Annotated in this window: 12 protein-coding genes and 1 pseudogene; 3 read left to right on the top strand and 10 right to left on the bottom strand. The window is 45.8% G+C overall.

Going from position 1 to position 14,364, the window contains the following annotated elements:
- Positions 1-21 precede the first annotated feature (21 nt).
- The 3 genes from ACZ41M_RS02755 to ACZ41M_RS02745 form a co-directional block, all read right to left on the bottom strand.
- On the bottom strand, positions 22-1,872 hold the full coding sequence (locus ACZ41M_RS02755) for a ShlB/FhaC/HecB family hemolysin secretion/activation protein (protein ID WP_464730389.1): 1,851 nt from the start codon (positions 1,870-1,872) through the stop codon (positions 22-24).
- 107 nt (positions 1,873-1,979) lie between these two features.
- The gene (locus tag ACZ41M_RS02750; protein ID WP_464730390.1) at positions 1,980-2,168 is read right to left on the bottom strand and encodes an AbrB/MazE/SpoVT family DNA-binding domain-containing protein; all 189 of its coding nucleotides are present in this window, start codon (positions 2,166-2,168) and stop codon (positions 1,980-1,982) included.
- A gap of 136 nt (positions 2,169-2,304) precedes the next feature.
- Positions 2,305-2,559, bottom strand: coding sequence for a Mov34/MPN/PAD-1 family protein (locus ACZ41M_RS02745; RefSeq protein ID WP_464732127.1), 255 nt, complete (start codon positions 2,557-2,559; stop codon positions 2,305-2,307).
- A gap of 79 nt (positions 2,560-2,638) precedes the next feature.
- Between ACZ41M_RS02745 and ACZ41M_RS02740 the strand changes: the two are divergent.
- Positions 2,639-3,750: pseudogene (locus tag ACZ41M_RS02740) on the top strand (IS3 family transposase).
- A 290-nt stretch (positions 3,751-4,040) separates the two neighbouring features.
- Here the strand turns inward: ACZ41M_RS02740 and ACZ41M_RS02735 are convergent.
- From ACZ41M_RS02735 to ACZ41M_RS02720, 4 genes are read right to left on the bottom strand one after another with little or no spacing between them, the layout of a single operon-like run.
- Positions 4,041-5,786 carry a ThiF family adenylyltransferase gene (locus ACZ41M_RS02735; protein ID WP_464730391.1) on the bottom strand — a complete coding sequence of 582 codons (1,746 nt, stop codon included), beginning with the start codon at positions 5,784-5,786 and terminating at the stop codon, positions 4,041-4,043.
- Positions 5,787-5,795: 9 nt separating this feature from the next.
- On the bottom strand, positions 5,796-6,476 hold the full coding sequence (locus tag ACZ41M_RS02730; RefSeq protein ID WP_464730392.1) for a hypothetical protein: 681 nt from the start codon (positions 6,474-6,476) through the stop codon (positions 5,796-5,798).
- Entirely contained in the window at positions 6,476-7,051 is a 576-nt protein-coding gene (locus tag ACZ41M_RS02725) for a nucleotidyltransferase domain-containing protein (protein ID WP_464730393.1), read from the bottom strand. Before ACZ41M_RS02725 ends, ACZ41M_RS02730 begins: the two co-directional genes overlap by 1 nt.
- Positions 7,052-7,066: 15 nt before the next feature.
- The gene (locus tag ACZ41M_RS02720; protein ID WP_464730394.1) at positions 7,067-8,194 is read right to left on the bottom strand and encodes an SAVED domain-containing protein; all 1,128 of its coding nucleotides are present in this window, start codon (positions 8,192-8,194) and stop codon (positions 7,067-7,069) included.
- A gap of 376 nt (positions 8,195-8,570) precedes the next feature.
- Here ACZ41M_RS02720 and ACZ41M_RS02715 point away from each other — a divergent pair, with 376 nt between their 5' ends.
- Complete coding sequence (locus ACZ41M_RS02715; RefSeq protein ID WP_464730395.1) at positions 8,571-9,170, top strand: nucleotidyltransferase domain-containing protein; 600 nt, start codon at positions 8,571-8,573, stop codon at positions 9,168-9,170.
- Entirely contained in the window at positions 9,148-9,582 is a 435-nt protein-coding gene (locus ACZ41M_RS02710; protein WP_464730396.1) for a hypothetical protein, read from the top strand. Before ACZ41M_RS02715 ends, ACZ41M_RS02710 begins: the two co-directional genes overlap by 23 nt.
- A gap of 143 nt (positions 9,583-9,725) precedes the next feature.
- Here ACZ41M_RS02710 and ACZ41M_RS02705 read toward each other — a convergent pair whose 3' ends face one another.
- From ACZ41M_RS02705 to ACZ41M_RS02695, 3 genes are all read right to left on the bottom strand, one after another.
- Positions 9,726-9,926 (bottom strand): hypothetical protein, encoded by a 201-nt coding sequence (locus ACZ41M_RS02705; RefSeq protein ID WP_464730397.1) that lies wholly within the window; start codon positions 9,924-9,926, stop codon positions 9,726-9,728.
- A gap of 655 nt (positions 9,927-10,581) precedes the next feature.
- A complete protein-coding gene (locus ACZ41M_RS02700) occupies positions 10,582-10,977 on the bottom strand; it encodes a hypothetical protein (protein ID WP_464730398.1) in 396 nt (131 codons plus the stop codon).
- A gap of 531 nt (positions 10,978-11,508) precedes the next feature.
- A complete protein-coding gene (locus ACZ41M_RS02695) occupies positions 11,509-14,325 on the bottom strand; it encodes a hemagglutinin repeat-containing protein (RefSeq protein WP_464730399.1) in 2,817 nt (938 codons plus the stop codon).
- Between the last annotated feature and the right edge of the window lie 39 nt (positions 14,326-14,364).

Here is a 14,364-nt window from a genome sequence, read left to right as displayed (position 1 = left end):
CAAGAAACAAGCAATGGTTGATTAGAATGCGTAGCTCAGATTAAAGCCGTAGGTGATCTTAGCGGTTTGGAAGCCTTGTGGCTTGCGCAGTGGTGTGCCGACAAAGGCATCATAGCTGAGATTACCGCCCAGTTTTACTTGTCCACGCAGACCTAGAGCTGTGCCGATCAGGGTTTGACCCAGCAGGTATTGGGCACTGGGGCCGGAGACGTGTCCGGCATCGAGTGCGAGGTAGATTTGATGGCTGGGTCGATAGCTGAGGCTGAGTTCGTTGCGGCTGTACCAGCCGCGTTCTGCCGATAGACTCATATTGCCATCAAAGCCGCGTACGGTGCTGCGCCCACCAATGGCGAGTTTGTCTTGTGGCGTCAGTGGGGTTTTGTTCCACTGCGCGTGGTTGTTGCTGGTGAAGCTGATCGGGGTTTGTTTGATCTGCCACGGTACGGTGATATTGAGGTCAGCGGTGATGAGTTTCATGCGACCGGTGCCTTCGCCAAAGGCTTCTTCCGGTGCACGCATGGCGTTGAATGCGCCGGTGCCGCGTTTGAAGGTGAGCGCGCCGTTGAGTTGAATCGTGCCGATGTTGTGTTTGTGGGTCAGTCCGATTTCGTAGCCGGCGGTTTTACGTCGCTGCACAGCAATCTCGGCGTCATCAATGTAGCTGTCGGAGTAGCGGTTCCAGCCTTTGAGGTAGACACCGGTTTTACTGGCGCTGTCTCGGTGCAGCACGCGGCTGAGTTTGAGGTCTTGGGTGCGGCTGGTGCCGCTGTAGGTGTAGGTTTGGTTGGCGCCAGCCACGGCTTGGTTGTAGTGGTAACGACTGGCGTTGAAGGCGAGTTCCCAATAGCCGTAGGGTATGCTGTAGTGCAGTGCCCAGTTGTTGGAGCCGCCATGCTGGTGGCCATTAATATTGCCTTGTTCGTCCGTGGTGCTGACTTTGTCGTAGCCGGTGAGGTCGCCGCCGTAGCTGAAGTAGAACAGGTCGTTGATGCGGAATGGGCTGTCCACCGAGAGTGTGGCGGTGCCTTGGTATTTACCGGTGGCTTTGCTGCCGCTGTCGTCAACGGCCATATTAAAGCGCAATGGCACCGTTTGTTGGCGCCATTGGATATTGAGATCGGATTGGTTGGGGGTGTCGGCCGGTGCTATTTGGATGTCGGCTTCGACCGTAGGGGCCCGTTTGATGTTTTCTAGGGCTTGTTCGATGTCGCGCAGGTTGAGGATGTCTCCTTGCTTCATCGGTAGTGCGTTGAATAGGATGGCGCGATCGGCATGGGTTTGTTGGATGTTGCTTGGATCGACGTTGATGTGACGGATGCGTCCGGGCACTACGGTGAGCGTGAGTGTGCCTTGGCTGAGGTCTTGTGGTTCGGCCAGGATGCGGCTGGTGGTGTAGCCACGGGCGACTAGGGCATTCTGGGCGGCTTTCATGAGGATGTTGATACCATTGGCGCCGAGCATGACGCCGGTTTGTGTGCCCTGCCCTTTGAGCTGGCGGTCGGTAATGAGGTAGGTTTGTTGGTCTTGGCTTTGGATGGCGTGCAAGCCAGTTTGTTTGAGACCCGATTGGAGTGCGAATTGGAAGCGTTCGGCTGAGTCACCGGTGAGTGTGATGTGTTGAATCAGGAAGGCGGGAGACTCAGTAATGGGTAGCGTTTGAACGGTTTCGCTCGATGGCGTTTGTAATTTCACGTCCGGCGCTTGAGGCTGTTGTTCTTGGATGGCCTTTTGGCGATCCTGTGCCTTTTGCAGTTGTTCTTGTTCGATGCTTTGGGCGGTTTGGGCTTGGGCCAAACCGGTATTCATAGACATGGCAATCAAACACATTACGATAGAGAAACGGTATACCTCTTTACGGGTGACTTTATTCATTGGGAATATCCACTGCATGATTGGTTTGTATGTTTAGGTTAGTGGATTCTAACAAGCTTTGGTTCGTTGAACAACAGATTTGCTCTTAAATTAGAAACAGATTTGTTTCACAGACCTCTGATGTTATTCAAATTAATGGTTTTAACTTTATCATTCGCAAGCGTTTGGCTGAGCAATGCTTCGCGCATCTGCGGCTCAGGATCTTCACGATCGGTCATGAAGTTCTCTGGAATAGTTACGCTGTTCGCTACAAGCACAAATACACGCCAGTCTTTGTGCAAGCGTCTGGAAATCATTTCTTTTGGAATTGGTATTTCAAGGTATTGATCCTGTTTGTAATCAAATTGATCTGTATCGCATACATAAGGATGACGGTGATCCCAGTAGAGATTCTTGCATCTATCTTCTATTCTATCTGTAGCTTGTAACCCCCTACTCCTTAGTGACAGGCTGAAATTCCGCCTGAAATCTTGTATTGCCTCGAATTAGCCAAGCTCTAATACCTTCTGGCCCCGAATTGCGTCCAACAATAATGGCAAAAGGCGAAGGAAGTTCATGTTTATTATCTTTGATTAACTGTCGAAAACTTTGCATATCCTGAGAAGATAAATCTGGAATATCTTCAGGATGCGTATGCCAATAACCAATTAATCTGAGATTTTTCTCATTGGCCTCTTTTGTTTCAATACGGCAACGCTGGTAATACCCCCTAAAAAAGCCAGCACCTAAAAGTAGAACCCTTTAAACTAACCCAAAGGAGTTTTACATGAAAGTATCCAAATTCAGCGACAGCCAAATCGCCAGCATTCTAAAACAAGCCGAGTCAGGCGTACCCGTACCCGCACTGTGTCGTGAGCATGGCATCAGCAGTGCCACCTTCTACAAATGGCGCAGCAAATACGCAGGCATGGACGCAAACCTCATGAGCCGCCTCAAAGCCTTAGAAGCCGAGAACACGCGCCTGAAAAAACTCTATGCCGAATCCCAGCTGCACACCGACATCCTCAAGGAGTGCCTTGCAAAAAAGTAAGCGCGTCATCTCGTAAAGAGATGGCGCAACAACTGCACAACGATAAAAACATCAGCATCCGTGCGTCCTGCGAACTCATGAGTATCTCAGAAAAACGCTTTCGCCACATCCCAACGCGCGCGCAAGCCAACGCCATGATAGCCGCTAAACTGATCGAGTTGACCACCACCAAAGGACAAAACACATGGGGCTTTCGATTATGCTACCTGCACATCCGCAACGTCTTGGGCTGGAAATACAACCACAAACGCATCTACCGCATTTACTGCAAACTCGGGCTCAACTTGCGCCTGATTCCCAACAAACGCCTTGACCGAGAAACACCGCAACCACTCGAAGTGCCCGACGCAATGGATGTGACGTGGTCAATCGACTTCACCCACGACAACCTCGAGGATGGGCGCAGCATCCGCTCATGCAACGTCATTGACGACCACAACCGAGAAGGGTTGTTGGCAGAAATCAACTTCTCAATCCCCGCAACCACGCTGACGCGCTATCTCGACCAACTCATTGAATGGCGTGGTAAACCTCAAGCGATACGCTCGGACAACGGCCCTGAATTCATCAGCCACCACTACCAACAATGGGCGCAAAAGCACGACATTAAACTGCTCTACATCCAACCTGGAAACCCACAGCAGAACGCCTACATTGAACGCTTTAACCGAACCATGCGCTATGAATTGCTCAATCAGACATTATTTGAGTCACTCGAACACGCTCAAATCGAGGCGACACAGTGGCTGTGGTGTTACAATAACAACCGTCCTCATATGTCGCTCGGTGGATTCACTCCAGCGCAAACGCGTATGATGGCTTTAACAAACTCACGCGTCCTGCACTAAACGCAGGACTTGTGTTGATTCTACTTTTAGATGCCGCCCTTTTAGGGGGTATTACCCGCTCATGATCGAAATCTAGAGAGCATCTTGTCGATTTGTCTTTTGAATTGGGTGGGGTTGCTAGACACAATACAACACCATCCCGATGATTATTATGTACGAACAATAAACCGCCACGTTCATGTTTTTTACCAAACTGCCTGTTTCTATTAAACAGGTCATAAACCGATTTTGAAACCAATAGTCTGACCCCAATCTCTCTGAAGAACCACTGCCAAGCATATGGAGAATCACTATCCTCCAGTGGGCTGAGGTGCAGGCCATGTGTAACTAAACTCACATCCATCCATACCTTCTGGGAGAGCCGGTCCTTTATACGTGCCACCATATTCTTCAATTTTTTTTGTACTCCCAACAAGTGCATGCCATTCTGGATTTTCTATAGGTTGAATAAGTTGGTTCAATGCATGTTGCACAGTTTGCACTGCAATTTTTGATAATGCAACTGGCCCTCCAGGGATATACCCACCTCCACAGGCTGGCAGGGCCATCACTCCACCTTCAGGCCACTCTGACATTGCTTTAACAAATATTCCTCTTTCAAAAAGGTATCGGGCATCATGATTCCCTCCTGAGGGAGCACACAAAATATGACCAACGATTCCATGTGGCTCACTCCATCCCTGAATTAACGCCCAATCTGCACCTTTCGACTTCAAGTTCCATAAATAATCTTCTGAGTTCCAGTTTGCAGTGGTGACAATAACTAAGTCTGCCTCTAATAACGCTTTAGTGTGATTCTTATTCTCTGATTGAATTCTACTCGTACTGTAATCAACTTCAACCGTGGGTACATCCCGGCTGATTCTTTCGGCCAGAGCTTTAGCTTTGTATGCGCCTAACTCAGGAACGCCCAGAGCATGACGCCCTATGTTTACATCTTCAAATCTGTCGTGATCAATCACATAGAGATTACCTACTCCTGATCTTGCAAGCAGCACAGCTATTTCGCCACCTAGGCTACCGGCACCAACTAATACAACCTTTTTATTTGCCAGACCTTTCGCAGCAGGGCCTGCCCGTTGATGTATGATCTCTGCATCTAATACATCAATGTTTGAGAATCTGACATTAAGATTCCGTTTAGTCGGGAAAAATTTTCGTCTGGTTGTTCTCCTACCATAGAGTGTAGCGTGTTTTTTCTTTATATCAATGATTTTTTCAGTAAACACAAATCCCTGTAAAGAAATTTCAGCAGTTGGCAACGAAAGAATTAACCATCTAAGTGGGAGACCAGAGGTCTCCTCAAACCATCGGTTAAGTGTATAAAACACGTCTGGAGTCACATGGCCTTCTATCCAACCAAGCAAGTTATCTTTTTTAATAATATTTGAAGGTGTTGAGTCCAGCTTAAGAAAAAAAGCAGGCTTTGCCGTTGCTCTCTGTTTTGATGTCGTATGCTTGTATCTTCTTTCAAATCGAGAAATAGACTCATAGGTTTCACCACCGATGTATCGCCTACTATTCAATGGATTGTTAGTATTCTCACTAACTACGAATATCGGGCCAGTTTCTACTGGCAACTTGACCAGTGTAAATCTGCTTGGCGACTTACCCAACTGATAAAGCCAATATGATCTGATTTCACGCGAGAATTCTTTTTCTCTCATCACTGGATCTGAATCCTTCAGTGAAAAATTTATAAGCTTGATTAGTTGATTCATTGCAACAGAGACGGCTTCTTCCGGCGAGGTAGTCGCTGGCTCTTGGTTGGCCGCAAATAAGCAAACTCCATAGATCATTACATGAGGCCAAATTTGAAATGCGGATGGAGTGATATCGAATTCCGGCAATTCATATGGAAATCCAACAGGGAAACTAATCCGTAATGTTCGTCTGACATCTTTATAGTCTGGAGGAAGCAGATAATTAAAAGCAGCTGTTTCCCCAAATTTCTTTTTGACTGGTGTCAGTTGATAAGCAGAGTCACCTAAAAAACGCTTTAACTCGGCGATTCCGCGCTCCAACTCCTGACTCATATGACTGAATTATCCTAAACGGCCAGAATGCTGAACTGACTGAGGCTTACTGGAGGCAACAGATTGTCCACTCATCGTTGCAAGCGCAACTGTCGCACCAGTTTTACCTAATTCACGACCAGGTAAATTCCAGTTTAGTGGAAGGTGACGGAGCGTCTTATCAACAGTGGATGAACCAATACTGAATGCTTCATTCAACGCAACTTGGAAGGAAGCATTTGAAGAAAACTCCTCCAAACCAAGGGAAAACGCTGTCACTGCATCTGAATACCAATCATCAAATGCCTCACGGTAACTATCTCCGTCTTCTCTGTTCCATTTTTCAGCAAAATTTTCTTCGCTATTGACTGGATTAAGCACTTCCCAGTGACCAGCTGAACCTTTAATGAAATCTGGCATGGTTTTAATTATTGCCTGCATGACTTCGAATGGACTGTGAATGACAATATATGTTGGATTGTTCACTAGCTTTTCATAGGCAAGCCCTGCCAAGGTCGTTAATACAGCAGAAATCGGACGAAAATCTTTTCTAGTTGGATTCTTTTGCGCCCAGACGTCACGATTGCGTTTAATCAGTTTGATCAATGCTCTTAATACATTCGAGTCAACGTATTCGTCATATTCTGGCATGTTTTCCACTGTTGTCTTGGCGACTACTTCAGCACTTTCACGAAAGCTCTCCATTGCCATCACTGGTAATGTTTTCTCTGAAATATTGTTGAGCCAATCACTATATTCAATCGGGCTACTTGCTTTCCAGCCTTGCTGCGGTCAGGGACTTCCAATGCACCCTGACCGCATTCTGCTGTGTTACCCCGTAAGTTTCTCGCTGGTGTGATATCAATGTGGAAGCCAGGATTTTCATCCGCATACTTGATGCGAATGCCTCGACGTAACTCTTCAATATCCGCCGTTACCCGCTTGCCATCTTGAAATCTCTGCTGAATGGCTTGGAGCACGTAGTCTGTAGTTGTAGTCGAAGCATTTTCCAGCCAAACTACAGCATCTGCATCAACTGTGCCTAAATCACCTGTTACACCTTGCAGTGGTTTAATCGCGGTTTTAAGCCTGATTGATCCTTGGGGAAAAATGTGTGCACTTTTTAAAACAGGATCATCTGCTCCATTCAAAATACCTTCCAAGGTGGCATACCTTGCATTGATGGTTTCATATAGTGAGGGTGTAATAGAAATATCGAAAGCAGCCTGAAACAAAACAGCTTCCCAACTTTTCTTACGTGAGTCAGAATAAAAATGGTCGTTCATAATTTATAGTTCTAATTAATTGAGATATGTATGAAAACTAAAACCGCCTCCTGCTGAATCGCGATCGTAAATTGCATACTTATGACGGTGATTCGTGGAGAGGAGACTGCCGAACTTAATTGCCAATGCAGCCGGAATGGCAGGAAAAACATGTATTGGCTGTGCACTTGCAGCCTCTAACTGACTCAGTGCTATTTGCAGTTGAAGACCGAATTGTTCAATGAAAGCTGCATTTCGTATAGCGTGGTAATTGGGAGTTGGAATTCTAAATGTGGCGATTTCGCAGCCAGGCAAGGCTGCTAAAACATCACGCTCAGGTATGTCTGCAGAGATTGATAAAACGAGTGCGTTAACTCGGTCTTTTGTGCCTGAAAATGTGAATGTGAAATCGGGCGCAACTACAGTTTTATCTGGCCATTTCAGTCTGGTGTTTCTATCGTTGGAGTAAATTTCATGCCGAACTCTGTCACCAAACTCCTGACCACAAATCATCAAACTGGGTATGTCCGCCAAGCCAACGATACCAATCACAGGCTTGTCTCCAGCTTCACTTTGATAGTGAGTTACCTCACGTTGATAAGTCTCTTTGAACTTAATCCTTACATTTTCATAGTACCTTTCATCACGGCCATAGTGATCAATTATAGGTAGTAAAATTTTGATGGGCTTATTTAGTAGCCGGTATTGATCACGCCACATTGCAGCTTGCAATTCACTTGGATCAATGTTGTTATTGGTTTGAAAATGGTGACCTAAGATAATGACCCCAGCAGCTATATTGTATTTTTTAACATTCGCTGCAAACTCTATTCCCTCTATAAATGCTAGGTGTGCATCTGTGAGATCTCCAACAGGATAGCCATCAGGTGTTTTATCGATTGTGTTGTGGCAAGTTGAGCAGAGCAACATCAGATTGTCAGGATTGTTAGTCAATTCTTTTGACATATCTGCTGTCTGGTTAGCATCCGATCTTGGACCTTGATGGCTTGCAGGAACCACATGAGCAACTTCACCCAACTTGGCAGGCGAGAGAGTCTTCAAATCATGCGTTAAATCAAGACTACACAATTCGCAGTGACCAGCTGCCCGGCTCCAAACATAATTTTTGACCTTAGGGTCGGTATCAAATCGATTTTCTGCCACAGCTACTCCTCTACGAGGCTATTTACTTGCTTCATTTTTTTACATTGTTTAACTCTTCCAAAGCTTATATTTGTGTCAATTTCACAAATTCAAGAGCATCCGATTAATGTTTTCAAAATTTTTACAAAGGTTCTAAGACAAATTATTACAAATTTAATTTATGATCGCATCGTCAAATTAACTCTTGAAGTCTGAGAAAACCGCACCTTCATGCTATTCCTCATGAACTCAAAGGATTTTTTGTTGCAGAACACCACAAATCGAGACTTTAATTAAATAAGATTCGATAGCGTTTATTACGACTTATTTAGACAGTGTCTATTTCTCCAAATTCACTATTGACAACATACCCAAATTGGGTTTTAATATTCCCATTATGGGTATTCAAGCAGATGCACTCTTCTCTAAAACACAACAACATGTGTTGGCCTTGTTATTTGGCCAACCAGAGAAGGCTTTTTATCTCAAAGAAATCATTGATTGGGCCAAGTCCGGTACCGGCACAGTTCAACGTGAGTTATCCAAGCTGGAACAGGCTGATTTGCTTCGCTCTTGGAAAGTAGGTCATCAACGGTTTTATCAGGCCAATGAGACCTCTCCTATCTTTTCTGAGTTGTGTGGTATTGTGAATAAGACCTTTGGTCTGGTCGGAGTGTTACAGAAGGCTTTGAATCCTATTCATGCCAACATCTGTTTGGCTTTTGTGTATGGCTCCATAGCCAAGGGTTCTGAGCGAGCCAATAGTGATATCGATTTATTGGTTGTGGGTGATGTATCGCATCAAGTGTTGTTGGAATTATTAAGAGCTGTGGAAACGGAACTTGGACGCACGATCAATCCGACCTTGTATACTGAAGCAGAGTTTCGATCTCGCATTGAAGCAGGTAAATCCTTTATTATTCGGGTGTTAGCGCAACCTAAGTGGTTTGTGATAGGTTCTGAGGAGAATTTAAATGACTTTGGATCAGCTCAATAACTTGGTCCGGATCGGCCAACTCAAGCTTGAGCCTCGCGATCAGCACGAGTGTGCAGGTTTACTGCGCTCAGCTATTATTCGGATTCGTGATACGAAACAAGCCGTCCTGTCTGTCGAGAGTCGGTTTGATTTGGCTTACAACGCGGCGCACTCGGCAGCTCTTTGCGCCCTACGCTATTCCGGCTATCGCAGTGAGAATCGCTATATTGTGTTTCAAAGCTTGGAACATACGCTCGGATTTGAGCCTGCACAATGGTTGCTCTTTGACTTAGCCCACAAGAAACGAAACTTATCGGAATATGAAGGCGAATTGGACGTTACCGAGTCGTTTGTCCATGAGCTCATCGAGTCGGTTGAGCATTTGATTGCTCAGGTCATTGCCTTAGATGCCCAATGGATGCAAACGAGTTGATTCACCTTTCATACTCTTTAATTGATCAACATTCTGAGAAGATCTTATCTGGATCCTTGGTATTGATTTGATTTTTATTGCAATGAAATCATTATTTTTAACCAAGATTGCAATATTTCAATTTGGCGATTCACTTTAAATTTCTATTCTTCAGAGGAATCGATTTTAAGGCCAGGGAAATATTTTTGTAGATACTCGACTTTTTCTTTGGTTTTGAGTTTCAGTTCATTGATTTCTTCTTGACTAAGCATAGTGCTACTGGATAAGTTCCACTTCTCCCCTACTGTTTCAGCTGAATCAGAAGATGGTTCAATGGCGTTCTGGGTGAGTTGTTCTGAGGTCATATGAGTTCCTTCTTTTGTATGATTGAAAGTCTGAGATACTATTCACAGCTTCATTTCTGAAGTTTTTCTAAACGAATTGATTGCCGTACCTGCTGATCAAGTCAGAGTTTAGACCAATTCAAAACAGCATAATCTCTGTTGTCAAATATTTTTCGCATAAAACTCAAGGCTTGTTGCACATAACCCACGATTCAGCGTTATGTTAAATTTTAAAATTGATATTTACTACTTAGAATGTAAAACTCAGAATATTTTAATATTTAAAAACCACAGCGCAAGATTGATAGGAAATCACGGTTTTGACTATATTGTTCACGATAATTTGGGATTGTTAGATTTTTTAGACGAACGTTTATAGCTGGCTTAGAATGCTCACTATCAACCAGAAGCCGCGCCAGCCTTGATCTTATTGTTATTTTTAGGATTGCTCTGATTATAAGAACAAATTTGTTCTTGACTTAGAAACAATTCTGGTTTAACTTAGATAGTGTGGGGCGTACCCCCCTTCTCTTTCCAGTTTTTTCTCAAATATCTCGCAATTTCTCAACAAAAATAATTACTGAAAATTGCAACGATCGGTAGATTCGAGAATTGTGCATAAGATAACTTATACGAAATTGGTGTGTGGCGGCTAAATAGAAATGTCCGATTCTAGCTATATTCTCTTTGCAGCTTTGTTAACATCCTCATCACTTACTTTATTTGACTTAATATAAACATCAGCATCTTTCTTAAACTGTAGCTGTTGCTTCTTTATATAAGCATCCCACTGAAGCTCATTGTAGCTTTTACCATTAACTGTGTATGTCCCATTGTTTTCAATCTCCATCTTACTCGCCAATTGCCCAGCAGCGGAATCCATATTCATGCCCGTCGCGGCACCGGTGATGATAGTTTGAATGAGATTGGAGTATGCCAGCTTCTGCGCCTCGGTCATATCTTTGGTATTAACCCCAATAAGCAGATTGTTCAAGGCCACAGTCGCCACCGCAGCACCGGCGGCTGTTTTACAGCTTGCACCCGTTGCCGCCGCACCGCCACAGCTGGCCATTGCGTGCAGTGCGCCGCGTACCAACTCACTGAGTACATTGCTCTTGCGTTCACCGTCACCGGATCGACGGTGAAGAAACTATCGGCCACCCGTTTGATTTCTGTCGCGGTGTATTGTCGCGCCACATTGATCGCGGCATTTTGCAGGAACTCGGCGCCTCTCTTTGGCGGCGCCCTCTGTACATCAAGAGCCTCTCTAGCTAGTCAATTAAAACTGGATAGGCCACCTCTAATTATCACAATATAAGCAACTAAAAGAACCAATCCTTCCCAGATAAAAAAATCAAGCAAATAGAATTTCAATCGGCTTTCACTCATAGGTACAGTATGACTTATCACACCACAAAAATATTCCCTCGTCTTGTCATAATAACGACTTATAACCATATAAATTGATATGCTATTCACTACTAGCAATAACAGAAAAAGTTTATGAAATCCACTGAGCCACGCTAGTGTCAGATTGATTCCAAAAACGAAAAATAATGTAATATTTTTTTTAAGCAGGTTACTCATCATCCCCCCTTTATTTTCAATAGAGTCCGTCTTGTTTCATCGTATAAACTCCTTGAATTCCTTTTGAAATAACATACTTAACCGCTTCTATAGCCTGTTCTTTTTGCTCTTTGGGTAAAGCTTTAAACCCAGGGTGCTTGCTTTCAAGAGCTCGTCCAATAATCTCTGCTCCGGCAAAGCTAACTAATGTTTTAGGGTCGTTTTGAGTTAATAAATCATATCCTATCTCAGAAACATCGAGAATCAACGTTCCAAAACGAGCGGGCTTATACACTATACCAACGAGGCTAACACCTTCTTTGAATACAGTATATGAGATATCCTTCCAATCCCCCTCTTTCATACCAAACGCATTATTCTCAATCTCCATCTTACTCGCCAACTGCCCAGCAGCGGAATCCATATTCATGCCGGTTGCCGCACCGGTGATGATGGTTTGAATGAGGTTGGAGTATGCCAGCTTCTGCGCCTCGGTCATGTCTTTAGTATTGACCCCAATCAATAGATTATTCAGCGCTACGGTCGCCACAGCCGCACCGGCGGCAGTCTTACAGCTTGCACCCGTTGCCGCCGCACCGCCACAGCTGGCCATCGCGTGCAGTGCGCCGCGTACCAACTCACTGAGTACATTGCTCTTGCGTTCACCCGTCACTGGATCGACGGTGAAGAAACTATCGGCCACCCGTTTGATTTCTGTCGCGGTGTATTGTCGCGCCACATTGATCGCTGCATTTTGCAGGAACTCGGCACCGCTACCGGTGACATTGCCATTGGCCGCTCCGGCCACGGCGGTGAGCAGAATGGTACCGAACCCACCATTGCCCCAAGCCTTTTGTAGTCCTATGTATTTGTCAAACGCTTCACCCGTGGCTTGGCCGTAGCCGACGTCGTTCGGATCGAGTTTGGCCGCTTGTGCCACGGTGAGTGGTTTGCCGTCTTTGCCCAGCACTGGATTACCTGCGGCATCGACCGCCAGTGCTTTACCCGCATTGTCAATATCGCGGGCTTTGATGGTGCGAAACTCGGAGAGGTTTTGGCCTAAGGTGGTGGCAATCGCAAAGCCGGTGTTGACCTTCTTCTCATCAAATATCTGTTTGAGGGCGGCAGTGTCCAAGCCGTCATCGGCTCGGTCGAGTGTGCCTGTGCCATTAATCACCGGTGCTGCTCCAGCGGCATTACTGATAGTGCCATTGATCGTGCTGTGCGTGGTGCTGTCTGCATCTCCTTTAGCGGTCATGGCAATCGGCGCCGATGGGGTAATACCGTAGAAGCCTTGGCTGGTGTCGGTGTTAAAGCCAATTGAGGCACTGACCGCATTGGCACGATAGGCCGCTGAGTTGTTCAGATTCGCTTCCAAGTTCAGTGTCTGCGTGTGCAATATGTTCTTTGCCCAATCTCCCGAAGTCGAGGTGATCTTCGCGCTCTTGATATTGGTCGCACCTTTGACATTGATATCAAATCCATCTTTACCCGCATAGATACCGGCCTGCTCAATCACTGAAGTATAGCGAGACATCATGGTGGTTTTGCCGGCATTCACATTCACCCCAAACCCGGTACCGCCCAAGGGGGCTTGCAGGCTCACACCGTAGTTCTTCTTGGTAGAGTCAAAGGTGTAGCTGTCTTGCAAACTACGGATGCTCAGGCTTCGCCCTACATCGGCGTAAACCTTCTTGCCAAATACTTGACTGCCAATGATGTTGGTGTCGTTACCGCTGATCAACTGGGTTTGACTGTTCTTATCACCTATGATGGCTTCATTGTTCATCAGCTCCTCGGTGCTTTTGTGGGCTTTGCCGCCCGAAGCCGCTACATTCAAACTGAATCCGGTAATGCTGGCTGATGCACCAATGCTGGCATCAGCGGTACTTTCAGTGGTAAGTACTTTAGCACCACTGCGTCCGGCAATCAGTTGAATGTCGTCATCGGCCTTGAGTATGGTTTGCTGTACGCCTGCGACGGTGGAGCCTTGAACAAAGATATCCGAGCCGGTATTACTGGCAATGGTATCCAATGTAGTGGATTTACCCAAACCGGTTGCGGTCAAGTTGACTGCACCACCGGCGGTGACTTGTGAACCGTTACTGGTACTGGTTTGGCTAACCGTCTCGTTAAATTGCTTTTGTACACCGAGGCTCAAAGAGACCGAACCCAACTGACCTGCGGCTTCGCCAAAGCTTTTAGCATTACCGACGGCATTGTATAAATCGGTGAGATTGCGATAGGCATTGTACGCTGCCAATGCGCCCGAAACGGTCAGTGCTGCGACTTGGGTGGTGCCACTGGCGTCTTTGGACTGATCATAGATGGTTTTACCCATATTGGCCGCAGATAAAATTGGCGACTGTACTTGTATTTGCAGACCCGTGAATTTGTATTTGTTGATAAAGGTTTTTTTGGCAGTTTCGTTCAGATCTTGGATCCGAATATTGCGAGCGGTAATGTCCACATCACCCGAGAGTGCATCAATCGTTCCTTTACTAACCGTCATCCCGCCCTGTTTGGCGGAGATGCTGACATCGCCCAAACTGCTCACTGTGGTACCGGTATATCCAAACTTGTCTCCTACAATGGCTTGTGAGGTCTTGGTTTGTCCAAATTTAATAAAATTCGTCCATGACCAGTCAAAGTCCAGTTTGGTTTGCTTGTATTTATCGCTGTCGTGATAATTGTCTGCACTCGCCGCCAAATTGATGTTCCCTGTGACCGTGCTTAAATCCACGCGGTTTTGCGCGAACAAGGTGCTACCTTTGGTGGTGATGCCTTTGCTGGCAAATACATTGACGTTGTTACCGATCAGCTGTGTACCCAAACTGGTGTCGCCGTGGGTCACTGTCAGGGTTTGGTCTGTTGCAGTCGTAACCGTGCTACC

Source organism: Puribacter membranae (assembly GCF_055380425.1).
The sequence above is the reverse complement of the archived record's forward strand: the minus strand, read 5'-3'. Positions and strand labels throughout refer to the sequence as shown.